Source organism: Agromyces sp. NPDC057679, from assembly GCF_042799635.1.
Lineage (GTDB): Bacteria > Actinomycetota > Actinomycetes > Actinomycetales > Microbacteriaceae > Agromyces.
Window position 1 is genome coordinate 1,244,242 of sequence record NZ_JBHVIK010000002.1, and the last position, 22,976, is coordinate 1,267,217.

Sequence of the window (22,976 nt, forward strand, 5' to 3'; positions counted from 1 at the left end):
CCGCGGCGTGCTGCGGCCGCCGAGGCCCTCGACGGACTCGGTGCCGTCGCACATCTCGGTTTCACCCTGTCATCGCCCAGTCGGGTGCACGGGTCACCCGTGCCGGTGCTCGCCGACGACTCAGCGCAGGAAGAGTCGTGCGTTCGCCTGCTCCGCCTCGGTGTACTGCGTCGCGGCGATGCCGAGCGCGCGGCTGAGCCCGACGAGGCTCTGCTCGACCTGGAGCTGCGTGGCCCGCCAGTCGGAGACCGCGCCCTGGAACGCGCTCGAGGCCTGACCCGACCACGACGACTGCAGGCCGGTGAGCTGGGCGAGGAGCGCCTGCACGTCGGACTGGATGCGCCCGATCGTGCCCTGCGCGGTCTGTGTGGCTGCGGCGACCTGTTCGGCGTCGACGTGGTAGCTGGTCATGGGGCATCCCTTCGTTCGGTGTGCCCACACGCTATTCGTGCTTCGTGTCACCGCAGCCGTGAGCGCGAACGCCGCGAAGCCGGACGGTCGCGTCGCGACTGGGGAGGAGGGGTGCCTCGGCTCTCACACCTCGGCGATCGGCTGCGGCGCCGCCGACGACCCGGCGAGCGGCAGCATGACCCGGAACGTCGCTCCTCCGCCCGGCGTCTCGACCACGTCGACCGCGCCGTTGTGCGCCGCGACGATCGAGGAGACGATCGCGAGCCCGAGGCCCGAGCCGCCCGTCTCGCGCGTGCGCGAGGTGTCGGCGCGCCAGAATCGCTGGAAGATCTTCTCGCGGATCTGCGGGGGGATGCCCTCACCGTGGTCGACGACCTCGATCATCGTGCGCTCGGCGGCATCGTCGATCGACACGCGGATCTCGAGCGGGCTGCCGTCGTTCGTGAAGCGGATCGCGTTGCCCATCAGGTTCGTGATGACCTGGCGGATCTTGTTCTCCTCCGCGAGCACCACTGCACGGCGGACAGGTTTCGGCGTCGCTTCGGCGGCATGCACGGCTGCGGTCTCCGCCGCCGCGGCGGCTGCCGCCGTGCGTTCGGCGGCCTTGGCCGCGGCCTCGGCCTCGGCGCGCGCGGTGTGCGCCGCGTTCTGTCGGCCCGCGCGTCGCGCAGCCTGGGCTGCCGCATTCGCCGCACGACGGGCGGCCTGCGCCTCCTTGCGCGCCACGGCCGCCGGCGAGGGCTCGCTGCGGGGCTGCCGCCCGCGCAGGCGCGCCAGCGTGGCGCCGGCGAACGAGATGGGGCCGGTCGAGGCGGTGCGGGCGCCGGGGTCGAGCTCGACCTCCAGCTCGGGTGCGGCGTCGGCGGCGGCATCCGCGTCGCCCGGCTCTTCGGGCGCGATCACCGTGACGGTACGACCGGGGTGCGCCGCCATGGTGTCGAGGGCCGCGTCGCGGGCGAGCGGCACGAGGTCGACCTCGGCGAGCTCGAGCGGCTTCGCCTCGTCGAGGCGGGCGAGTGCGAGCAGGTCCTCGACGAGGCCGCCCATGCGGATGGCCTCCTTCTCGATCCGGTCCATCGCCTGCGCGACCTCGTCGGGCGACTGCAGCGCGCCCATCCGGTAGAGCTCGGCGTAGCCGCGCACGGAGACGAGCGGGGTGCGCAGCTCGTGCGAGGCGTCGCCGACGAACCGGCGCATCTGGTCGATCGTGCGGGCGCGGTCGCGGAACGCGCGGTCGATGCGGTTGAGCATCGTGTTGAGCGAGCGGTTGAGGCGGCCGACCTCGGTGTTCGGCGTCGCGCCGCCGAGTCGTTGGCTGAAGTCGCCGTCGGCGATCGCCGCGGCCGTGCGCTCGACCTCGCGGAGCGGGCCGAAGGTGCTCGTCACGAGCATCCGGGTGAGGAGGGCGCCGACGAGCACCACGCCGAAGCCGAAGCCGAAGAAGATCGTGAGGTACACGGCGAGCAGGCGCTCGGTGTCCTGCGTGGAGACGGCGATCACGATCGGCACCAGCGTGCCGTGCGAGTCGGCCGTCATGAGCGCCGCGACGGCGCGGAAGGTGGGGTCGCCGTTCGCATCGTCGAGGGGGAACGTCTCGTAGTGCCCGCTGTTGATGGCGGTGACCTGCGCCTGGGTCATCGTCGCCGGGAAGTCGGGCCACTGCTCCTCGGGGACGTCCTCCCAGTTGTTGCGCTTGTATTCGCCGGTCGCGGTGTAGATCGCGACGAACACGTCGTCCTTCGACGAGAAGTCGAGCTGGTTGAGGTTCGTCTGGACGCGGGGCTTGTCGCTGTCGATCTCGAAATACTGCTTCATCGACCCCGAGGCGATCGCCTCGAGCTTCGAACCCATCTGATCCTCGACGTAGGAGCGCAGCATCGCGGCCGTGCCGATGCCCGAGACGAGCAGCCCGAGCGTCAGCATCAGCACCGTCACCCCGGTGATCTTGGTGCGGAGCGAGATGCGGTTCCACCGCTCGAACAACGTCTGATTCATGGCGGGCCGAGTCTAGGCGGCGGAACCTGAGTCAGGGCTTGGAGGAGGACTTGAGCATGTAGCCGAACCCCCGCTTGGTCTGGATGAGCGGTTCGGCCGAGTGCTGGTCGAGCTTGCGGCGCAGGTACGAGATGTAGCTCTCGACGATGCCGGCGTCGCCGTTGAAGTCGTACTCCCACACGTGGTCGAGGATCTGCGCCTTCGACAGCACGCGGTTCGGGTTGAGCATGAGGTAACGCAGCAGCTTGAACTCAGTGGGGGAGAGTTCGACCGGCACGTCGCCGACCAGCACCTCGTGCGTGTCCTGGTCCATCGTGAGCTCGCCGGTGCGGATCACCGCGTCCTCCTCGGCGTGCATGGTGCGGCGGAGGATCGCCTTGATGCGCGCCACGATCTCGTCGAGCGAGAAGGGCTTGGTGACGTAGTCGTCGCCGCCGACCGTGAGGCCGGTGATCTTGTCCTCGGTGTCGTCCTTCGCGGTGAGAAAGAGGATCGGGGCCGTGTAGCCCGCCGAGCGCAGCCGCTTGGTGACGCCGAAGCCGTTCATGTCGGGCAGCATCACGTCGAGGATGATCAGGTCGGGCTCCTCCTCGAGCACCGCCGAGATGGTCTGCGCGCCGTTGCCGACGGCGCGCACCGCGAAGCCGGCGAAGCGCAGGCTGGTCGTGAGGAGGTCACGGATGTTGGGCTCGTCGTCGACGATGAGAATGCGAGGTCCGTCGCTCATGTCTCGATTCTCTTGACGTTCGCTGAATCTTGGCTGTGAGTCGTGTGGGTGAGAGGTCATTGCGGCGGGGCGACGACACGGATGCAGCAGTTGCCGGCGCCGGGGTCGAGGAGCACGCGGGCCGGGTCGGTGCCGGTGGAGCGCGCCATGCCGCACACGAGCGCATGGTTCAGGTCGCAGACGACCGCGGCGTTCTCGAGGGCGAGCCGGTGGAACGGGCAGGTGCCGAGGGTGACGCCCGCTTCGCCGTCGTCATGCGGTTCGAAGCCGGCGTCGGCGAGGGCGGTGCCGAGATCGTCGGATGCCCCGGCGAGGCCCCGCCCGGCCCGTTCGGCGGCCTCGTGCAGCGCGTCGCGCACCGGGACGTCGTCGGCGACGGCGCGGCCGATCGCCTCCGCCATGACGCGGCCGCCGAGTTCGTAGAGGCGCGACGGCAGGCTGAGCGCCACCTCGCCGTCGGCGCGTCGGTAGAGCTTCGCCGGTCGCCCGGCGCCGGGGCCGGTGCGCCCGGTGAGCCGCCGGGACTCCGTCGCGAGGAGCCCTGCCTCGACGAGGCGGTCGAGGTGGAAGGCCGCCGTGCTCCGCGGCAGGTCGAGCGCCTCGGCGACGTGGTCGCGTCCGACGGCGTCGCGGCTGGTCGCGACCACGCGGTAGACGCGGCGACGCGCCGGGTCGGCGAGCGCGCCGACCGCGGTGATCGGGTCGGGGTCGCCCATCGCTGCGGTGCCCATGACCGGATCATATCTCTAAATGCAGCAATTGTTGACAAAAGAATTCCGCGGGCCTAGCCTCGGCAGCAGGGAGCCCGGAGGGAAACATGACGTCGAGCGAATCCGCGGCAGCGGCCGAAGTGCCGAGGCTGCACGCCGTCACCGACGACGAGGTCGGGTACGCCATCGACCGTGAGGCGGCCGCCGACGCGGTGCGGGCGCTGCTCGTCGCGCTCGGCCGCGACGTCGAGAGCGAGCATCTCGCCGACACCCCCCGACGGGTCGCCGACGCGTACATCGAGATGCTGACGCCTCGCCCGTTCACGCCGACGACCTTCCCCGGCGAGGGGTACGGCGAGCTCGTCGTCGTCCGCGACATCCCGTTCGACTCGCTCTGCGAGCATCACCTGCTGCCCTTCCGCGGCGTCGCCCACCTCGGGTACGTTCCCGGCAACCGGATCATCGGGCTCTCGAAGCTCGCTCGGGTGGTCGAGCAGTACGCCCGCGACCTCCAGGTGCAGGAGCGGCTGACCCGGCAGATCGCCGACCGGCTGGTCGAGGTGCTCCACCCCCAGGGCGTAGGCGTGGTGCTCGAGGCCGAGCACCTCTGCATGTCGTTGCGGGGGGTGCAGGTGGCCGGCACCCGGACCATCACGAGCTCCCTCGCGGGCGCGGTCCGCGAGGACGACCGCCTCCGCCGCGAGTTCCTCGAGCGCTGCGGCGTCGGCAGAACGGAGCACTGAGAGATGAGTGACGAACGACTCGTGATCGTCGGCGGCGGGCTCGCGGCCGCCCGTGCGGCGGAGGGGGCGAGGCAGGCCGGGCACGCCGGTGCCATCACGATCGTCGCCGGCGAAGACGCGATGCCCTACATCCGGCCGCCGCTCTCGAAGGAGTTCCTGACGGGCGCGGCGGAGCGGGACGTGGTGGACGTCCACCCGGCCGAGTGGTACGCCGACGAGCGCGTCGAGGTGCTGCGCGGGGTGCGCGCGACCGAAGTCGACCCGGCGGCGCACCGCGTCCGCCTCGCCGACGGTCGCGCGCTCGACTACTCGCGTCTGCTCATCGCGACGGGCGCGAGCGCCAGGCGCTGGCGCGCACCAGAGGGCGAGCTCGACGGCGTGCACGTGCTGCGGTCCTTCGCCGACTCCGTCGCGCTCCGTGATGAGCTCTCGCGTGGCGGCCGTCGCATGGTCGCGATCGGCGCAGGATGGATCGGCCTCGAGGCGACCGCCGCGGCACGCGGGTACGGCGACGAGGTCACGGTCGTCGCGCCCGAGGCCGTGCCGCTCGCGGCCGCCGTCGGCAGTGCGGTCGGCGAGGTGTTCGCCGGGCTGCACCGCGCGCACGGCGTCGACCTCCGGATGTCGACCGGGGTCGCCGCCATCCGCGGCGCCGACGGGCGCGCGACGGGCGTCGAGCTCGACACCGGCGAGACGCTGCCGGCCGACCTCGTGCTCGTCGGCATCGGCGCGGTGCCCGAGACCGGCCTTGCCGAGGCGGCCGGCCTCGAGGTGCGCAACGGCATCGTCGTGGATGCCTCGTTCCGCACCAGCGCCGACGACGTCTACGCCGTCGGGGACGTCGCGAGCGTCTACCACCCCGTGCTCCAGGCGCACCTGCGCACCGAGCACTGGGCGAACGCCGAGAACGCGGGACGGGCTGCGGGCCGCGCGCTCGCGGGCGAGTCGCTGGAATACGCCGAGATCCCGTACTTCTACACCGACCAGTACGATCTCGGCATGGAGTACTCGGGCTACGGACCCCTCGCCGACGGCGTCGACCCGGTGTTCCGCGGCGACCGCGACGGCCGCGAGTTCATCGCCTTCTGGCAGCGCGACGGGCGGGTCGTCGCCGGCATGAACGTCAACGTGTGGGACGTGAACGAGGCGGTGCAGCGGCTGATCCGCTCGGGTGCCCGGCTCGATCCCGCGCGCCTCGCCGACCCGGCGGTGCCCCTCGACGAGCTCGTGGCCGAGGCATCCGCGTGACCGGAGCGCCGCCGACCGGCTGGGTCGACCCGAATCTCGCCGAGCCGGTGCGCCGCATCGCGGGGCGCGAGGTCGACTTCCGGCGCTCCCTCGCGATCATGGCGGTCGTGAACCGCACGCCCGACTCCTTCTACGACCGCGGCGCCACCTTCGGGCTCGATGCGGCCGTCGAGGCCGCCCGCCGCGCGATCGACGCGGGGGCCGCCTGGATCGACGTCGGGGGCGCGAAGTTCGGGCCGGGGCCGGCGATCCCCGTCGCCGAGGAGATCGACCGGGTCGTCCCCGTCGTCGCCGCGCTCGCCGGGTCGGGCGCCGCGCTCTCGGTCGACACCTTCCACGCCGAGGTCGCCGCCGCGGCGATCGCGGCCGGCGCGCACGTCGTCAACGACACGACGGGGGTGCACGACCCCGCACTCGCCGAGGTCGTCGCCGACTCCGACGCGACGCTCGTCATCACCCACAGCCGGGCGCAGCCGCGCCAGTGGTTCCCGAAGCCGCAGTACGACGACGTCGTCGGTGAGATCTCGGCGTTCCTCGAGCAGCGCGTCGAGCTCGCGGTCTCGCGGGGCGTGCCCGAGTCCCGCATCGTGCTCGACCCGGGCCACGACCTCAACAAGAACACCCTGCAGACGCTCGAGCTGACCCGCCGGTTCGGCGAGTTCACGCGCCTCGGCTTCCCGCTCGTCGCCGCCGTCTCGAACAAGGACTTCATCGGCGAGAGTCTCGACCGGCCGCGCGGCGAGCGCCTCGCGGGCTCGATCGCGGCGGCCGTCTTCTGCGCGCTCCAGGGCGCGCGCATCCTGCGCATGCACAACATCGTCGAGTCGGTCGACGCGGCGCGCATGGTCGAGGCGATCATGGGATGGCGCGAGCCCGCGTACCTCAAGCACAACATGCTCGACGGCCCGAACGAGGAACCGTGAGCGGGGCCGCGGGCCGCTCGCCCGCCGAGGCCGGCGGCTCCGTCGACCGGGCCGGGCTGCTCGCCGCCTACGCCCTCCCCGACCGCGAGACGCCCCGCGTCCGCATGAACTTCGTGATGAGCCTCGACGGCGCCGTGGCGCTCGGCGGGCGCAGCGGCGGCCTCGGCGACGACGCCGACCGGCTCGCGATGGGGGTGCTGCGCACCCTCGCCGATGTCGTCCTCGTCGGCGCGGGCACGGTGCGCGCCGAGAGCTACGGCGGACTGCGCCTCCGAGACGAGAACGCGGCGTGGCGTCGCGAGCACGGCCTCGCCGACGAGCCCCGCCTCGCGGTCGTCTCCTCGGCGCTCGACCTCGAACCCGGGCTCCCCTTCTTCGCCGAGGCGGTCACCCGCCCGATCGTCGTCACCCACGCGGCATCCGACCCGTCGCGTCGCGCCGCGCTCGCCGAGGTCGCCGACGTCCTCGTCTGCGGCGAGACGGCCGTCGACCCGATCGCGATGCGCGACGCGCTCGCCGGGGCGGGTCTCCCGCAGATCCTCTGCGAGGGCGGTCCCCACCTGTTCGCCTCGCTCGTCGAGGTCGACGCCGTCGACGAGCTGTGCCTCAGCCTCAGCCCGCTGCTCGTCTCCGGCGACGCCGGTCGCATCACCGCGGGCGGGCACGAGCACGCGCGCCGCATGCGGCTCGTGCACGCGATCCCCGCGGGCGACCTGCTGCTCCTCCGCTACGCCCGCCGAGCCGCCTGACCCCGCATCACCGTTTCTCAGGAGTGCCGGGCCCGAAACGGCTGTTTCTCAGGACGAGTCGATCCCGTCGTCGGCGCAATCGCGCGGGTACCGGCCCGACCACGGCCCGCACTTCCTGAGAAACAGTGATGCGCGGTCGATCAGGCGGCCGGGTCGAGGGTGTGGGCGTCGAGGATCGTGTACGAGTAGCCCTGCTCGGCGAGGAACCGCTGCCGGTTCTGCGCGAAGTCCTGGTCGACGGTGTCGCGCGCAACGAGCGTGTAGAAGTTGGCGCTGAGACCCGACTCCTTCGGGCGGAGCAGCCGGCCGAGGCGCTGCGCCTCCTCCTGCCGCGACCCGAACGAGCCCGACACCTGGATGGCGACCGTCGCCTCGGGCAGGTCGACCGAGAAGTTCGCGACCTTCGACACCACCAGCACCGGTGTCGTGCCGTCGCGGAACTCCTGGAAGAGGCGCTCTCGCTCGTCGACGGGCGTCGAGCCCGTCAGCTGCGGGGCGTCGAGCGCCTCGGCGAGCTCGTCGATCTGGTCGAGGTACTGGCCGATCACGAGGATGCGCTCGCCGGCGTGCCGAGTGACGAGCTCCTTCACCACGCCGAGCTTGGCCGGGGCGGTCGCCGCAAGCCGGTAGCGCTCGTCGTCGGCGGATGCCGCGTATGCGAGCCGCTCGGACTGCGGGAGGTCGATGCGCACCTCGAAGCAGGCGGCGGGCGAGATGAAGCCCTGCGCCTCGATCTCCTTCCACGGCGCATCGAAGCGCTTGGGGCCGATGAGCGAGAACACGTCGCCCTCGCGGCCGTCCTCGCGCACGAGGGTGGCCGTGAGGCCGAGCCTCCGCCTGGCCTGCAGCTCGGCGGTGAGCTTGAAGACCGGTGCCGGCAGCAGGTGCACCTCGTCGTAGACCACGAGCCCCCAGTCGAGGGCGTCGAGCAGGGCGAGGTGGGCGTACTCGCCCTTCCGCTTCGCCGTGAGGATCTGGTAGGTCGCGATCGTGACCGGCTTGACCTCCTTCACCTGCCCCGAGTACTCGCCGATCTCGTCGGGGGTGAGGCTCGTGCGCCTGAGCAGCTCGTCGCGCCACTGCCGGGCGCTCACGGTGTTCGTGACGAGGATGAGGGTCGTCGTCTTGGCGGTCGCCATCGCACCCGCGCCGACGAGCGTCTTGCCCGCGCCGCAGGGCAGCACGACGACGCCCGAGCCGCCCTCGAAGAAGTTGTCGACCGCCTTCTGCTGGTAGTCGCGCAGGTGCCAGCCGTTCTGCTGCAGGTCGATCTCGTGCGGGGTGCCCGGGGTGTAGCCGGCGAGGTCCTCGGCGGGCCAGCCGAGCTTCACGAGCTCCTGCTTGAGCTGCCCGCGCGCCCACGGCTCGACGAGGAAGCTCGTGTCGTCGACGCGCTCGCCGATGAGCGGTGCGATCTTCCGTGCGCCGACGACCTCGGTGAGCACCGCGACGTCGTCGCCGTGCAGGCGCAGCGCGCCCTCGTCGGTGCGGTCGATCACGAGGCGGCCGTAGCGGCCGACGGTCTCGCGCATGTCGACGGCGACCGTCTGGGGCACCGGGAACTTCGCGTAGCGCTCGAGCGTGCCGAGCATGTCCTCGGCGTCGTGGCCCGCCGCGCGGGCGTTCCAGAGGCCGAGCCGGGTGATCCGGTAGGTGTGCACGTGTTCGGGGGCGCGCTCGAGCTCGGCGAACACCGCGAGGTCGTGCCTCGCGTCTTCGGCGAGCGGATGCGCGACCTCGAGCAGCACGGTGCGGTCGCTCTGCACGATGAGGGGGCCGTCTGACATAACCGTCGAGTCTACGCCCGTGCGGTGGGAGGGCGGCCGGGTCGGTCGCCCGGGCGCGTCGGCCCCGGGAGACGTGGTCGTCGGGTGTCTCAGAATTCGGCGGGCGCGGGTGCGACGGCCGCGATCGCCGAGATCGGGAGGGTGCGCTCGATGTCGGCCTTGCGGTCGCGCGCGCGGAGCCGGCCGTTCGCGACGCTCGCGGGTGCGAGGAGGTAGTCGGCCGTGTCGCCGCCCGGCATCCGCACGGTCACCGTCAGCGTCTCCTTCGAGCGGGCGGCCGCCTCGAGCTGACGCGCGAGCCACGCCTGCTCGGCATCGCCGCCGGTCTGCTCCTCGGCCATGCGGTCGAGCAGGGCCGCGATCGGGTCGGGCGTCGGCGCGACGACCGGGGCGGGGGCGAGCCGGTGCCGCTGCAGCCGGATGATCTCACCCGCCGCGTCCTCGGCGGCGACGGGGTACTTCGCATCCGACAGCGCCCAGAACACGACGTCGGGTGCGAACCTGGAGAGCAGCCGATGCGGGCCGCTCTGGCGCAGGGCGAGCGAGGAGATCGACTGGTCGACCGCGAGCGTGCGGATGAGCTGCTCGTCGTCGGACCGGATGGAGGCCCGCGCGGGGGCATCGGACTCGGCGGCGCTCGACACGCGCACCGCGCCGAACCGCTCGGCGGCCTCGGCGACGAGGTAGGCGAGCGGCTGCGGGATGCCGGTGAGCGAGAGCCCGCCGAGGAACTCGAGGATGGATTCGGCGGTCTCGCCGGCGGCGAGCCCTCGGTTCACGGATGCCGCGCTCACGCGATACGTCGATGCGAGGTCGCGACCCTCGACGTCGGCGACGCCTCGGAGCCGGCCGTCGAGCGACGGCTCGAGCGGCCCGGGCGCGACGATCGAGAGGTCGTGCTGCAGGTAGACGCGGTCGACCTGGGCGGGGAAGTGGGCGGCGACGAGGTCGGCGGCCCGGTCGAGCTCGCCCCCGAGCACGAGCCGGCCCGCCTCGACCGGCTCGCCCGCGACGGCGAGGCCGAGCGACTCTGCCTCGCCGAAGAGCCGCTCGAGGCCGTCGTCGAGCCAGGCTCCGCCGGCCGGGTACAGCCAGCGGACGTCGTCGCGCAGGGCGGTCGCGGTCAGCGGGTCGCTGCGGCGGGCGACGAGGCGGCGCAGCGTCTCGGGGATGCGAGCGCGCCAGAATTCGGCCAGCTGCAGCCAGCGGCCGCGCGCCGACTCGAGCGACCAAGCCGCGCCGCGGTCGGACTCGAGCCAGAAGGCCCCGTCGCGCACGACGAGACCGGCCTCGTCGGCTCGTCGGAAGAGCCGGGGGAGTTCGTCGAGCTCGGTGCCGCTCGCCTCCGCGAGCCGCTTCGAGTCGGGCAGGGCGAGCCCGCCCTTCGCGAGCTCGCGGGCGGGTTGGGCTCCCAGCGCGGCGAGCAGCTCGGCCGTCGCCGTCACGGTCGCGTAGGCGGCCTCGGAGGAACGCCGTTCGAGCAGGCTCCGGTCGACCGAGTCGCTCGGCACGAGCACCGGCGGGGCCGGGGCGGCGAGATCGCCGGCGGTCGGCAGGTCGTCGCCGAGCCGCGGCACGAGGCGAGCCGCGACGGCGGCCGGCACATGGACCCGAGCGTCCCGTCGCACGACGAGGAGCGACGCGGACAGGTCGTCCATCAGCTCGCCCGTGGCCTCCACCCGTGTGCTCGTGGCGCCCAGCGCGGCGAGCTCGCCCCGGACCGCCTCGACCGTGCTGCCGCCGGCGGCGTCGGCGATGGCGGACGCGACGGCGAGCACCGCGAGGTGGCGCCGGTCGAGTCGGCCGATCGCCTGGTCGAGCGAGTCCTGCGCGAGGAGCGCCTCGGCGAGGTCGAAGAGGTCGTGGATGCCGGAGGTCTCGAACTCGCGCGTCCGCAGGGCTGCGGCGAGATCATCTCGCGTCAGCTCGCGGAGTCGTGCGGCGAGTTCGAGCATCGTCTCCGCTCAGCTCGATCCGGCTCGGGCTTCGCGGGAACGTCGCACGCTGTTGAGGATGAGCAGCACGATCAGGAGCAGGAACGCGATCGGCAGGCCGAACCACGGGAGCATGATGATGAACGGCCAGGCGCCCTGGCTGAAGCCGTCGTCGGCGGCCGCGCCGTTCGCCGTGCCGATCATGACCACGAAGAAGGCGACGATCGACAGGCCGACGATCGTCGCGAACATGACGGCGAGGATGCGCTCGGCGCGATGCTCGGTGATAGGGCCGGAATCGCTCACTCGTCAAGAATAGGGCAGGAGGCCTCGGTACGGGGGACGTCACTCTAGACTGGAGGGAGAACGGCGCGTTGATTTCGGCGCGCCGTGAGACGTATAAGCGAGGTTTCCACGATGCCCACCGGCAAGGTCAAGTTCTACGACGAGGACAAGGGCTTCGGCTTCATCAGCGGCGATGACGGCCAGGAGGTCTTCCTCCATGCATCCGCCCTCCCCGCCGGCGCGACCGTGCGTGCGGGCAGCCGGCTCGAGTTCGGCATCGCCGAGGGCAAGCGGGGCGCGCAGGCGCTCTCCGTGCGGGTGATCGACACGCCCGTCAGCCTCACCAAGATCCACCGCAAGCCCGCCGACGACATGGCGATCATCGTCGAGGACGTCGTGAAGGTGCTCGACGGCATCGGCGCCGACCTCCGACGAGGGCGCTACCCCGAGAAGTCCAAGGCGCGCACCGTCGCCGCGGTGCTCCGCAAGGTGGCTGACGATCTGGATGCCTGAGACCTCCGACACCCAACTGCCGGCCGCCGACGAGTCCGCGGCCGAGCCCGAGGCGTTCCGAGCGGACGCCCCGGTCGCCCCGCGCGACGAGGCAGACGCCTCCGGTTCGGATGACTCGGACGGCGCCGTCCTCGAGACGGCGCCGCCCGTCGCCGACGAGACGCTGCTCGCCTCGGTCGATCTCGCTCGGCGCGCGCTGCTCGAGGTGACCGCGCCCGAGACGGTGGGGTCGGTCATCGGGCACGTCGTCGAGGGCGAGCACGTGCTGAGCCTGCTGTTCGCCTCCGACCTCGCGGGCTACCCCGGCTGGCGGTGGAGCGTGACGATCGCCCGCGTCGACGACGCGGAGCCCACGGTGCTCGAGACCGAGCTGATGCCGGGCGAGCAGGCGCTGCTCGCGCCCGAGTGGGTGCCGTGGTCGGAGCGTCTGGCCGAGTACCGGGCGGCCCAGCAGGCCGCCGCCGCGCTTGCCGCCGCGGCCGGTGACGACGAGGGCGACGAGTTCGACGAGGAGCCCGACGAGGACGACGACCTCGACGGCGAGGTCGACGAGGACTCCGACGACGACGCCGCCGAGGAGGACGACGACGCCGAGGACGACGACGAGGACGAGGACGACGATTCGGACGATGACGGGCTGTCGCACGACGACGACGTGTTCGACGGGATCGACATCGACGCGCTCGACGTCGACACTGCTCACGACGACGACGACGACGATGATGACGACGACGATGACGACGTGGACGATGCGGACCGCGACCACGACGCGGACCGCGACGACGCGGACCACGTCGAGGACGAGGCGACGCCGACGGCGTGACCCGGGCTCAGGCGGAGACGCTCGATCCGTCGTCGCGCGGCTGGGCGCGTCGACGGATCACCTGCACGACGATGATCCCGACGACCCCGAGTGCGACGCCGACGAGCGCCGCCACGAGGGTCCACCCGAGACCCGCGGCGTCGAGTTCGTCGCGGAAGACGAGGCATCCGACGGCCACCACGAGCCATCCGATCGTGCCGGCGACCAGCGCCTTGCGCGCGTCGGCCCGCGCGGGCGCCGGATCGGGGCGGCGCTCCTCCTCGCTGAGCCAGAGGCGCACCCGGTCAGCCGATCCGCTCGAGGACGTGGTCGATCGAGGCGATGAGCTTGCGGACGTCGTCGGGCTCGATCGCCGTGAAGGTGGCGATGCGCAGCTGGTTGCGGCCGAGCTTGCGGTACGGCTCGGTGTCGACGACGCCGTTCTCGCGCAGCACCTTCGAGATCGCCGACGCGTCGACTGAGTCGTCGAAGTCGATCGTCACGACGACCTGCGAGCGGTCGGCGGGGTCGGCGACGAACGGGGTCGCGACACTCGAGGCCTCGGCCCACTCGTAGAGCAGCCCGGAGGATTCGCGGGTGCGCGCGTCGGCCCAGGCGAGGCCGCCCGACGCGTTGATCCAGTCGATCTGGTTCTCCATGAGGAGGAGGGTCGAGAGTGCAGGGGTGTTCAGCGTCTGGTCGAGCCGCGAGTTGTCGACCGCGTTCTTCAGCGAGAGGAACTCGGGGATGTACCGGCCGGACGCGGCGACACGCTCGATCCGCTCGATCGCGGCGGGCGACATGAGCGCGAACCACAGTCCGCCGTCGGCGGCGAAGTTCTTCTGGGGCGCGAAGTAGTACACGTCGAACTCGCGGGCGTCGACGGCGGCGCCGCCCGCGGCGCTCGTCGCGTCGATGACGGTGAGCGCGCCGGCGTCGCCCGCGACGCGCACGACGGGGGCCTGCACGCCGGTCGACGTCTCGTTCTGCGGCCACGCGTAGACGTCGAAGCCCGCGGCGGCCTCGGCGCGCGCGCTCGTTCCGGGGGCGGCGGTGCGCACCTCGGGCGCTTCGAGCCAGGGCGCACCTGCGGCCTTCGCGAACTTGGCACCGAACTCGCCGAAGGAGGCGAGCTGGGCGCGGCGCTCGATGAGCGAGACGGCGGCCGAGTCCCAGAAGGCGGTCGAGCCGCCGTTGCCGAGCACGACCTCGTAGCCCTCGGGGAGCGAGAACAGCTCGGCGAGGCCGCGGCGCACTCGGCCGACGAGGTTCTTCACGGGCGCCTGGCGGTGCGAGGTGCCGAGCAGGGCCGGACCGACCTCGGCCAGGTGCGCGAGCTGCTCGGGGCGGACCTTCGACGGTCCGCAGCCGAAGCGTCCGTCGGCGGGCAGCAGGTCAGCGGGGATCACGAGGCTCGGCATGCGAAGAGTCTAGCGAGGCGGTGGTGGCCGCTAGGCTTGATGACGGGCTGCGACGCAAACGGGAGGATACCGCGTGACCGATCTGATCGATACGACCGAGATGTACCTGCGCACGATCCTCGACCTCGAAGAGGAGAACATCGTGCCGCTGCGGGCGCGCATCTCCGAGCGTCTCGGTCACTCCGGCCCGACCGTGTCCCAGACCGTCGCCCGCATGGAGCGCGACGGGCTCGTCGTCGTCTCCGGCGACCGCCACCTCGAGCTCACCTCCGAGGGGCGCAGCAAAGCCGTGCACGTCATGCGCAAGCACCGCCTCGCCGAGCGTCTGCTGGCCGACGTCATCGGGCTCGAATGGGAGTACGTGCACGACGAGGCCTGCCGCTGGGAGCACGTCATGAGCGAGCAGGTCGAGCGTCGCCTCATCGAGATCCTCGGAGGGCCGAAGGAGTCGCCGTACGGCAACCCCATCCCGGGACTCGAAGAACTCGGTCTGCCGCCGGCCGATCCGTTCATGACGGGCGTCGTGAACGTCGTCGACGCGGTCGCCGACCGCGAGGAGCCCGTGCGCGGCACCGTGCGCCGGCTCGGTGAGCCCGTGCAGTTCGACCCCGAACTCCTCGGCCAGCTCAAGCAGGCCGGCGTGATGCCCGGCGCGCTCGCGAGCTTCAGCCGGGCGGGCGGGTACGTGCTCGTCGAGGTCGACGGGGCCGACGGCGGCATCGAGCTGCCCACCGAAGTCGCGGGCCACCTCTTCATCAGCGTCTGATCCGAGCGGCGCCGAGCCCGTGGAACGGGCGATTCCAGCCGCGCCGTGATCGAAATGTGACAATCGGGCCGGGCTCGCGTACCCTCGTACGAGTCCACCGGCACGAAGCCAGCTGGAGGACCAGGGTCGAGACGCTCCCAGTGCTCACCGCTCGACCCGGTACCCGTGAGGCGCCCTGCGCGCATCAGGTGAGACGACATCCAGGTGGCGTGGGGCGACGGAGGTTACATTTTGGCTCGACTCTCCCGGCGCCGTCCCACCAGGACCCGCGCTCGCGGGGCCGCGACGAAGGCGATCATCGCTTCGAAGGCCCCCGGTTCCCCCACAACCCCCCAGACCCAGGACCTCGCCGACGCGGTCGCCGCGAAGGCATTGCCGTCGACCAGGCGACTTCGCCGGGGCGGCCTCGCGAACATCCTCGTGATGACGGCCGCGGCCGGCATCGTCGGCACGCTCGCGATCCCGGCCTACGCCATCGCTCCGGGCAGCGTCGGCCCGCAGTTCGGCGAGACCGACGCGACCCGCCTGTCGAAGGCCCAGGCCCAGTCGGTCGAGGTCACCGACGACGTCATCGCGGCGCCCGTCACGGATGACGGCTACGCGACGGTCTCCGGCGAGGAGATCCGCGCCGCGGCCGAGGCGGCCGCCGCCGCCGAGGCGGCGGAAGCGGCCCGCGTCGCCGCGGAGAACGCGATGACCTCGTACGCGGCGTCGTACGACGGCCCCTCGGTCGGCGACTTCCTCGCGAACCCGCCGTATCCGAGCTTCGACCTGGCGAGCGTGTACAACGTCGCGACGCAGTACATCGGCACCCCCTACGTCTACGGCGGTGCGACGCCCGCGGGCTTCGACTGCTCCGGCTTCGTCATGTACGTCTACGCGCAGTTCGGCGTCAGCATGCCCCACTCGTCGGCCGGGCAGGGCGCGATGGGCACGGTGATCTCCGAAGCCGACGCGCAGCCGGGCGACCTCGTGATCATGGACGGCCACGACGGCTTCTACGCCGGCGACGGAATGATCCTGCACGCGCCCTACGAGGGTGCCTCGGTGCGCGTCCAGCCCATCTGGACGAGCGACTACTCGATCGTGCGCATCGGCATCTGAACGTGAACACCGCGTGTCCTGCACGCGACGAACGGCGCGCCGGGAGTTCCCGGCGCGCCGTTCGTGCCTTAGCCTGAAACCCTGACGATCCGAGATACCGGGCAGGTGAAGCCGATGGTGAAGGCGCACAGCATCCATTCCACGGGTGCGCGCGCGCAATTCCACCAACGGCGCAGCAGTCAGCCGAGTACCATCCGCGCGAACGCGCCGACGGGCACTGTCTTCATGACGGTGCCCGTTTTTCGTTCCCCGGGTGCGTTCGGCGAAGCCTCCGCCCGCAGGTCCTCGCCCATCGGGGGCGCCGTCGGATCGTCGAGTCCTGCACGCGGCTGGAAGCCATCCAGCCCCGATCGGAAGGCCCCCCATGCGCACTCTCGTGCTCAACGCCGGATATGAACCGCTCGCCGTCGTCTCCTTCAAACGGGCGCTCCTGCTCGTGATGAACCAGAAGGCGACCGTCATCCTCCGCGAGGAGGGCAATCCGGTGTGCGCCGCGAGCGGCAGCTGGGACAGACCGAGCGTCATCCTCCTGACGCGGTACGTTCGCGCGCCGCGCTCGCATCAGGTGCCGGTGAGCCGACGCGGCGTGCTGCGCCGCGACGATCACCGCTGCGCGTACTGCGGGCGGTCCGCCGCCACGATCGACCACGTGCTGCCGCGCTCGCGAGGCGGTCGCGACACCTGGGAGAACCTCGTCGCGTGCTGCCTGCGCTGCAACAACACGAAGAGCGACCGCACCCCGGCCGAGATGGGCTGGGAGCTGCGCTTCACTCCGAGGATGCCCAACGGGCGCAGCTGGGCGGTCCGGGGCGTCGAGCGGCCGCTGCCGCAGTGGAGCGAGTACCTCGCCACCGCCGCCTGAGCTCCGATCGGCCGTCGTCCCCCGCCCGAGGCGCGGCGATCGTTGGGGCGCGGGCGGGGTGCGGTGGGTCGTCGTGACAAAGGTCGCCGCAGTGCCCTATGGTAGGTCGGGTGCGGACCGCCCCCCGAGATCCAGAGCATGGTCGTCGTCGACGCCCTGAGCCGGTCGTCCCGTCCCCTCGGGCACCGCGACGCAACGGCCCGATCCGGGTGCTGGCCACGGTGCTGGTCGTGCCGGCGATCGTCGGCACCGTCGCGCTTCCGGCCTACGCCATCATTCCGGGCGGCGCCGAGTTCGGGGCATCCGGCGAGTTCAGCCTGAGCGTCGCCGAGGCGCAGGACGTCTCGGTCGGTGCGCTCGCGAGCGGCGCGCCGATCGTCTCCGACGGCTACGCGGTGACCACGAAGGCCTCGATCGAAGAGGCGCGGCTGGCGGCCGAGGAGGCCGAGCGTGCGCAGTGGGCCTCCGACCTCGCCTCGCGCGGCGGCGGCAGCTACGCCCTGTACACCGTCCGCGCAGAGGGTGACGACTACCCCTGGTGGGACCAGCTGCCCGACGACTACGGCGGCGGGCTCTCGCCCCTGCGCTACTACTACCGCGAGTGTGTCGACTTCGTCGCCTGGCGACTCAACCGCGATGCCGGTGTGACGAGCGCCCCGTGGAAGTGGGACTGGTCGAACCTCGCCTCGGGCAGCGCCTACGCCTGGGCCGACGAATGGGTGAGCCACGGCTGGCCCACCTCGAGCACGCCGGTGGTCGGCGCGGTGGCCTGGTTCCCGTACAACCACGTCGCCTACGTGCAGTCGATCAACAGCGACGGCTCAGTGAACATCGAGGAGTACAACCAGAACTCCGACCACTCGTACCACCAGCGCACGATCCCCGCGGGCGACGCGCTGTACCTGTACCCGCCGGCCTGATCCCGCCGGCGTCTCGCGGCGTGCCCGCGGCGCGGACGCGTACGAGCCCAGGCGCGCCTAGGGCATCCGGGCGAGGCACGCGGGCGCGGGCGTCGTGACCGTGTCGACGACCCCGAGCGGCACGCCCTCCTCATCGAGCGCGATGATCGCGATCGAGTCGGAGCCCTGATCGGCGACGAGCGCGAACCGCTCGTCGCGGCTGAGCTCGAGATCCCGCGGATGCCGCCCTCCGGTGGCCACGGTGCCCACGAGTTCGAGGGTGCGTGCCCGGGCATCGAGGCGGAGGCCGCGGAGCGCATCGGCGTCGCGGTCGCCGATCAGCACCACGCCGCCGCGGGTGAGCCTGATCGCCGAGCAGCCGAGGCCGCGCGGCTCGGTCTCGGGCCCGATCGGGAACCAGGCGAGCTCGCGGCCCTCGACGAGGTCGATGAGGCTCGCCGTCCGATCGAGTTCGTTCGCCGTGACCGCCAGGTCGCCCGAGATCACGAGGTGGCGCGGGCCCGCGCCCGGGTGGATCACGATGTCGGCGCGCGCATCGCGTTCGAGCGCCTCGGGCAGACGGCCGAGGCCGATGACGCGGATGCGGTCGGCGCCGAGATCGGGGACGAGGAGACGATCGCGGTCGTGATCGAGCACCGCCTGGTGCGGGTGGGAGCCGGTCTGCCGATCGGCGTTCGGCCCGCGGCCTGAGAACTCGGCTTCGAGCACGGTGTCGGCGGAGGCGTCGGGTGCGAGCGGGTGCACGGTCACGCGGTGCCCCGAGTAGTTGGCGGCGAAGGCGAGCTCGCCCGACTCGGTGAACGCGAGATGGCACGGGTCGCCGCTCGTGACCCCGATGCGGCTGAACGGCGCGAGCCCGTCGCCCTCGAAGGTCCAGCTCGAGATGCGGCCGTCGGCGAGCTCGTGCACGATGGCGAGCACGCCTGCGGCCGCCGAGATCGCGAGGAACATGGGGTTCGGCCCCACGTCGATCGGGTCGCCCAGGGTGGCCCGCCCGTCGGCGTCGAGGTCGAGCGAGCGGATGCCGCGCGCCGGCGACCCCAGCGCCCCGACCGTCGACGCACCGACCCAGAACCTCGTCGTGCCCGCCTCGACCACTGCCGTCTCCGTTCCCGCGGCAGGGCCGCACGTCCACGCGCACGCCGTGCGCCGCCGATCACGCTACCGGAGTGCCATAGACTCGTACGACCGGCCTCTGTAGCTCAATGGAAGAGCAACTCCGTCCTAAGGAGCAGGTTGGGGGTTCGAGTCCCTCCAGGGGCACCGATGGGTGCGCGCTCCGGCGTCGACCGCCGTGTGAATCGATTCGGGACGTTCGGCGCGTGTCCACCCCCGAACGGGGGGATCCGCGGTGCTACGCTCGGAGGACTCCGCAGCGACGGCGGCGACGATGTTTCGGGTACATCGCCTCCTCAGTACCGTCACCACGGAGTGCGACGGGGAAGGGAGCCGGGGGGCAACACTCTCTTCCTCGCTTTGCGACGCGTGTGCCATCGGGCGTACGCCATCGCCGGGTTCGCGACCTACCCGCGTGGTCCGGTGATGGCCGGGTCGGCGATTCCCCCTCGCCGGCCCGGCGGCCCTCGTCCGACTCGGACGCCCGCCACGACGCGGCCGGTCGGCCCGGCTCACCCGCCGATGAGCCCGCGCAGGTCGTCGGCCGTGAGCGACTCGCTGAACAGCTCGTCGTCGTCCATGAGCGACGACACGAGCGCGGCCTTCTTCGCCTTGAGCGCCATCACCTTCTCCTCGATCGTGCCCTCCGCCACCATGCGGTAGACCATGACGGTCTTCGACTGGCCGATGCGGTGGGCGCGATCGACTGCCTGCGCCTCGCTGGCGGGATTCCACCACGGGTCGAGGAGGAACACGTAGTCGGCCTCGGTGAGGTTGAGCCCGAAACCGCCCGCCTTGAGGCTGATGAGGAACACGGGGGCGTCGCCCGTGCGGAACCGGTCGATGACCTCGCTGCGGCGGCGGGTCGAGCCGTCGAGGTAGGCGTACGGCACGCCGGCCGCGTCGAGCCGCGCGGCGGCCAGTTCGAGGAACGAGGTGAACTGGCTGAAGACGAGCGCCCGGTGCCCTTCCGCGATGACCTCGTCGAGCTGGTCGAAGAGGGCGTCGAGCTTCGCCGAGGGGACGTCGGCGTACTGCTCGGAGTCGATGAGGGCCGCGTGCAGGCTCAGCATGCGCAGGAGCGTGAGCGAGCGGAAGACCGTGAAGCGGTTGCGGTCGAGGTCGTCGATGAGACCGAGCAGCTTCTGGCGCTCGCGCTGGAGGAAGGTGTCGTAGATGCGGCGGTGCGCGGGATCGAGGGCGACCTGGAGCACCTGCTCCTGCTTCTCGGGCAGCTCAGGGGCGACGAGCTCCTTCGTGCGACGCAGCACCAGCGGTCGGATGCGGCGACGGAGCGTCGCCAGCCGTTCGGCGTTGTGGTCGATCTCGATGGGCCGGCGGTACCGCTCGGCGAAGGCCCGGCCCGACGGGAACAGGCCGGGGGCGACGATGCGCAGCAGCGCCCACAGCTCCATGAGGTTGTTCTCGACGGGGGTACCGGTCACGGCGAGCCTGAACGGCGCTCGGATGTCGCGGGCGGCCTGGTTCGCCTTCGAGTTGCCGTTCTTCACGAACTGGGCCTCGTCGAGCACGAGCCCCGACCAGTCGGGTTCGGCGAACGCCGCGGCGTCGAGGCGGAGGATCGCGTAGCTCGTGACGACGAGATCGGCGCCCGCGATCACGTCCTCGAGGCGGCGACGGCTCGCGGCCTGCGTCGCGGTCACCGTCACGACGCGCAGTCCGGGCGCGAATCGCGCAGCCTCGCGCTCCCAGTTCGACACCACCGACGTCGGGGCCACGACGAGGAACGGCGGCGCCGAGGCATCCGGCTGCCCCTTCGCATGCGCGACGAGCGCGAGCGTCTGCGCCGTCTTGCCGAGGCCCATGTCGTCGGCGAGGATGCCGCCGAGGCCGTGCCGGTGGAGGAACGCGAGCCAGCGGAAGCCCTCGAGCTGGTACGGGCGCAGCTCGATCGCGAAACCCTCGGGCTGCGGGATCGGCTCGACGCCCTCGGGGGCATTGAGGCCCGCGACGGTCTCGCGCCACGAGACGGCCGCGGCCGACTCGTCGGCGAGGTCCTCGAACTCGGCCCAGAGGCTCGTCTGCGTTCGGTGGATCGGCAGTTCGCCGCCCTCCCACTCGTCGAGGGTGCCCGCCTCCTCGAGGAGTTCGCGGAGCGGCGCGAACACCGGCTGATCGAGCGAGAGGTAGCTGCCGTCGATGAGGAGGAGCTTCTTGCGACCGTGCGAGAGCGCGCTGAACAGCGGCCCGAACGGCACCTTCTTGCCCTCGACCGTGACGACCACCCCGAGGTCGAACCAGTCGGTGCGCTCGCTCTCGACGGTCGTCACGGTGAGCTTCGGCGCCTCGGTGAGCTCGCGGTACTCGGGCGCCTCGCCCACGACGTCGACCCGGAGGTGCTCGAGCGCCTCCAGTTGCGGCAGCAGTCGGGTCGAGAACTCGGCGGCCTCGACCCCCCGCAGGACGACCACGGGGCGGAGGCCCGCGGATGCCTCGGCCCCCGGCTCGCGCCGACTGCGCGCGCCGAGGGCGCGGGGCGTTCGCAGCAGCGCCGATCCCGTCGACTCGCCCGTGCTGAGCTCTGCGGCGAGCGCCGCCGGCCGGCGCTCGCGCACGGGGTCGTGGAACTCGGCGTCGGGCGCGTCGAAGGGGAGGCGACGACCGCCGTCCGTCTCCCACTCCCACCCGAGGCGCAGCAGGTGGCCGGGCTCGTGCGTCACGGTGGCGACGAGGGTCGCGGGCGGAAGCGCGGGCAGCTCGACCGCCGGGTCGTCGCTCGCGACGCGGACGGCACGAGCGAGCCGCGGGTACTCGTCGCGGGCGAAGTCGGCGACCTCGGTGGCGGGCACCACGATGGGGTCGGCGCGGCGCACCACGGCGCGGGCGGCCGGGGTCAGCGCGGTCGAGAGCGGCGCCAGGGTGATGCGGCCCCTGGCGAAGTCGAAGGTGTAGACCCCGTGGTCCCCGACGAGGCGCGCCCGGCGGCTCGGGTGGCGTTCGCCGTCGACCGAGACCGTGGGGGCGAGCTCGAGGCCCGCAGGCGTCGGGGGAGCGGTCGTCGAGGCCTCGGGGTCGGCATCGGCATCGGCGCCGGTCTCGGTCTCGGCCGCGTGATCCGCGGCGGCACGGACGTCCAGGCTGATCTCCGCGGCGTCGCCGATCACCACCTCGGTCTGCGCGGTCGAGCCGACGAGGGCGATGCCGAGCGCGGCGGCCTGTTCGAAGAGCGCCCAGAGGGTCCCGCTCTCGTACTCGTCGAGTGAGATCCACCCGGAGCCGTACTCGGCGAACGCGGAATGGCGGGCGCCCTTGAGCACCGAGAACTCGCCGAACCAGCGCGCCTGGCGCGGGTCGAACCCGCCCGCGGCCCCCTGGAATCCCACGTTCTGCCAGGTCAGGTTGGCCTTGATCCAGCCACCGCGCGCACCGCGGGTCACCGGGCGCACGGCGAGCCGGTCGACCGAGGCCTCGGTCGTCGCCGGCTCCTCGCGCGCCGACTGCCGCGGGCCGCTGCCGCCGCGTCGCGCGACGCGCTCGCGCAGCTCGAACTGCAGCGCGAGCGGCTGACGGGCCACCTGCTCCCCGTCGCCGCGGCCGAACGGCGCCGTCAGCGCCTCGAGCTCGGCGCGCCAGCCCTGCCCCGTGGCATCGTCGAGACCCGGCGCCGGCGCCGCGGCCTCCTGCTTGTGACGCTCGGCGGAGGCGAGCAGCACGGCCGCGACGTGCTTGCAGTTGCGCCCGACGGGGCAGCTGCAGGTGCCCGACAGGATCGTCGTCCGCCCCGGGATGCCGAGGTCGAGCCGCACGTTCACCCGGTACGACTCCGCCGAGCTGCCCCGGACGACGGCGCCGAGCCGGAATCCGGCGGCCTCCCAGACGAGCTCCTCGACGGCGCCCGAGCGCTCGACGGTGCGTCCGCGGCTGAGGCTCAGCGGGCCCACGAGGCGGGCGATGGCGAGTTCCTCGACGGGCGGGAATGAGTCGGAGGGCATCCCTCTA

The 22,976-nt window shown here is 72.2% G+C and carries 21 protein-coding genes and 1 tRNA gene; 11 read left to right on the forward strand and 11 right to left on the reverse strand.

Going from position 1 to position 22,976, the window contains the following annotated elements; genetic code table 11:
* Nucleotides 1–120: 120 nt before the first annotated feature.
* The 4 genes from ACFVAJ_RS12660 to ACFVAJ_RS12675 form a co-directional block, all read right to left on the reverse strand.
* Nucleotides 121–411, reverse strand: a complete 291-nt coding sequence (locus tag ACFVAJ_RS12660) for a WXG100 family type VII secretion target (protein WP_376944519.1) — start codon at nt 409–411, stop codon at nt 121–123.
* Between the two features lie 123 nt (nt 412–534).
* Complete coding sequence (locus ACFVAJ_RS12665; protein ID WP_376944521.1) at nt 535–2,406, reverse strand: ATP-binding protein; 1,872 nt, start codon at nt 2,404–2,406, stop codon at nt 535–537.
* A 31-nt stretch (nt 2,407–2,437) separates the two neighbouring features.
* Entirely contained in the window at nt 2,438–3,133 is a 696-nt protein-coding gene (locus ACFVAJ_RS12670) for a response regulator transcription factor (protein ID WP_022889907.1), read from the reverse strand.
* A gap of 56 nt (nt 3,134–3,189) precedes the next feature.
* Nucleotides 3,190–3,864: a helix-turn-helix transcriptional regulator gene (locus ACFVAJ_RS12675; RefSeq protein WP_376944523.1), complete on the reverse strand. Its 675-nt coding sequence runs from the start codon at nt 3,862–3,864 to the stop codon at nt 3,190–3,192.
* Nucleotides 3,865–3,950: 86 nt separating this feature from the next.
* Here ACFVAJ_RS12675 and folE point away from each other — a divergent pair, with 86 nt between their 5' ends.
* Genes folE through ACFVAJ_RS12695 form a run of 4 tightly spaced genes read left to right on the forward strand, consistent with a single transcriptional unit; the run spans nt 3,951 to nt 7,506 of the window.
* Nucleotides 3,951–4,586 (forward strand): GTP cyclohydrolase I FolE, encoded by a 636-nt coding sequence (folE, locus tag ACFVAJ_RS12680; protein WP_376944525.1) that lies wholly within the window; start codon nt 3,951–3,953, stop codon nt 4,584–4,586.
* Between the two features lie 3 nt (nt 4,587–4,589).
* A complete protein-coding gene (locus ACFVAJ_RS12685) occupies nt 4,590–5,834 on the forward strand; it encodes an NAD(P)/FAD-dependent oxidoreductase (RefSeq protein ID WP_376944527.1) in 1,245 nt (414 codons plus the stop codon).
* Nucleotides 5,831–6,757 carry a dihydropteroate synthase gene (gene folP / locus ACFVAJ_RS12690; protein WP_376944529.1) on the forward strand — a complete coding sequence of 309 codons (927 nt, stop codon included), beginning with the start codon at nt 5,831–5,833 and terminating at the stop codon, nt 6,755–6,757. Before ACFVAJ_RS12685 ends, folP begins: the two co-directional genes overlap by 4 nt.
* Nucleotides 6,754–7,506 (forward strand): pyrimidine reductase family protein, encoded by a 753-nt coding sequence (locus ACFVAJ_RS12695; protein ID WP_376944531.1) that lies wholly within the window; start codon nt 6,754–6,756, stop codon nt 7,504–7,506. The genes folP and ACFVAJ_RS12695 overlap by 4 nt, the downstream gene beginning before the upstream one ends.
* A 140-nt stretch (nt 7,507–7,646) precedes the next feature.
* Here the strand turns inward: ACFVAJ_RS12695 and ACFVAJ_RS12700 are convergent, their stop codons facing one another.
* From ACFVAJ_RS12700 to ACFVAJ_RS12710, 3 genes are all read right to left on the reverse strand, one after another.
* On the reverse strand, nt 7,647–9,293 hold the full coding sequence (locus ACFVAJ_RS12700; RefSeq protein WP_376944533.1) for a DNA repair helicase XPB: 1,647 nt from the start codon (nt 9,291–9,293) through the stop codon (nt 7,647–7,649).
* Between the two features lie 89 nt (nt 9,294–9,382).
* Complete coding sequence (locus ACFVAJ_RS12705) at nt 9,383–11,248, reverse strand: helicase-associated domain-containing protein (RefSeq protein ID WP_376944535.1); 1,866 nt, start codon at nt 11,246–11,248, stop codon at nt 9,383–9,385.
* Nucleotides 11,249–11,257: 9 nt separating this feature from the next.
* Entirely contained in the window at nt 11,258–11,533 is a 276-nt protein-coding gene (locus ACFVAJ_RS12710; protein WP_376944537.1) for a multidrug ABC transporter ATPase, read from the reverse strand.
* Nucleotides 11,534–11,644: 111 nt separating this feature from the next.
* Here ACFVAJ_RS12710 and ACFVAJ_RS12715 point away from each other — a divergent pair, with 111 nt between their 5' ends.
* Entirely contained in the window at nt 11,645–12,025 is a 381-nt protein-coding gene (locus ACFVAJ_RS12715; protein WP_157423423.1) for a cold-shock protein, read from the forward strand.
* Complete coding sequence (locus ACFVAJ_RS12720; protein WP_376944539.1) at nt 12,018–12,848, forward strand: DUF3027 domain-containing protein; 831 nt, start codon at nt 12,018–12,020, stop codon at nt 12,846–12,848. Before ACFVAJ_RS12715 ends, ACFVAJ_RS12720 begins: the two co-directional genes overlap by 8 nt.
* A 7-nt stretch (nt 12,849–12,855) precedes the next feature.
* Here the strand turns inward: ACFVAJ_RS12720 and ACFVAJ_RS12725 are convergent, their stop codons facing one another.
* Nucleotides 12,856–13,128, reverse strand: coding sequence for a DUF2530 domain-containing protein (locus tag ACFVAJ_RS12725; protein WP_376944541.1), 273 nt, complete (start codon nt 13,126–13,128; stop codon nt 12,856–12,858).
* Between the two features lie 4 nt (nt 13,129–13,132).
* Entirely contained in the window at nt 13,133–14,248 is a 1,116-nt protein-coding gene (gene serC / locus ACFVAJ_RS12730; RefSeq protein WP_376944543.1) for a phosphoserine transaminase, read from the reverse strand.
* A gap of 73 nt (nt 14,249–14,321) precedes the next feature.
* Here serC and ACFVAJ_RS12735 point away from each other — a divergent pair, with 73 nt between their 5' ends.
* From ACFVAJ_RS12735 to ACFVAJ_RS12750, 4 genes are all read left to right on the forward strand, one after another.
* Nucleotides 14,322–15,014 (forward strand): iron dependent repressor, metal binding and dimerization domain protein, encoded by a 693-nt coding sequence (locus tag ACFVAJ_RS12735; protein ID WP_376944545.1) that lies wholly within the window; start codon nt 14,322–14,324, stop codon nt 15,012–15,014.
* 231 nt (nt 15,015–15,245) lie between these two features.
* Nucleotides 15,246–16,118 carry a C40 family peptidase gene (locus ACFVAJ_RS12740; protein ID WP_376944547.1) on the forward strand — a complete coding sequence of 291 codons (873 nt, stop codon included), beginning with the start codon at nt 15,246–15,248 and terminating at the stop codon, nt 16,116–16,118.
* A gap of 364 nt (nt 16,119–16,482) precedes the next feature.
* Nucleotides 16,483–16,980, forward strand: a complete 498-nt coding sequence (locus tag ACFVAJ_RS12745) for an HNH endonuclease (protein ID WP_376944549.1) — start codon at nt 16,483–16,485, stop codon at nt 16,978–16,980.
* A 230-nt stretch (nt 16,981–17,210) separates the two neighbouring features.
* A complete protein-coding gene (locus ACFVAJ_RS12750) occupies nt 17,211–17,900 on the forward strand; it encodes a CHAP domain-containing protein (protein ID WP_376944551.1) in 690 nt (229 codons plus the stop codon).
* A 57-nt stretch (nt 17,901–17,957) separates the two neighbouring features.
* Here ACFVAJ_RS12750 and ACFVAJ_RS12755 read toward each other — a convergent pair whose 3' ends face one another.
* Nucleotides 17,958–18,998, reverse strand: a complete 1,041-nt coding sequence (locus ACFVAJ_RS12755) for a lactonase family protein (RefSeq protein WP_376944553.1) — start codon at nt 18,996–18,998, stop codon at nt 17,958–17,960.
* Nucleotides 18,999–19,091: 93 nt separating this feature from the next.
* On the opposite strand from ACFVAJ_RS12755, the gene ACFVAJ_RS12760 reads away from it, so the two are divergent.
* Nucleotides 19,092–19,163, forward strand: a tRNA-Arg gene (locus tag ACFVAJ_RS12760).
* A gap of 365 nt (nt 19,164–19,528) precedes the next feature.
* Here ACFVAJ_RS12760 and ACFVAJ_RS12765 read toward each other — a convergent pair.
* A complete protein-coding gene (locus ACFVAJ_RS12765; RefSeq protein WP_376944555.1) occupies nt 19,529–22,969 on the reverse strand; it encodes an SNF2-related protein in 3,441 nt (1,146 codons plus the stop codon).
* Between the last annotated feature and the right edge of the window lie 7 nt (nt 22,970–22,976).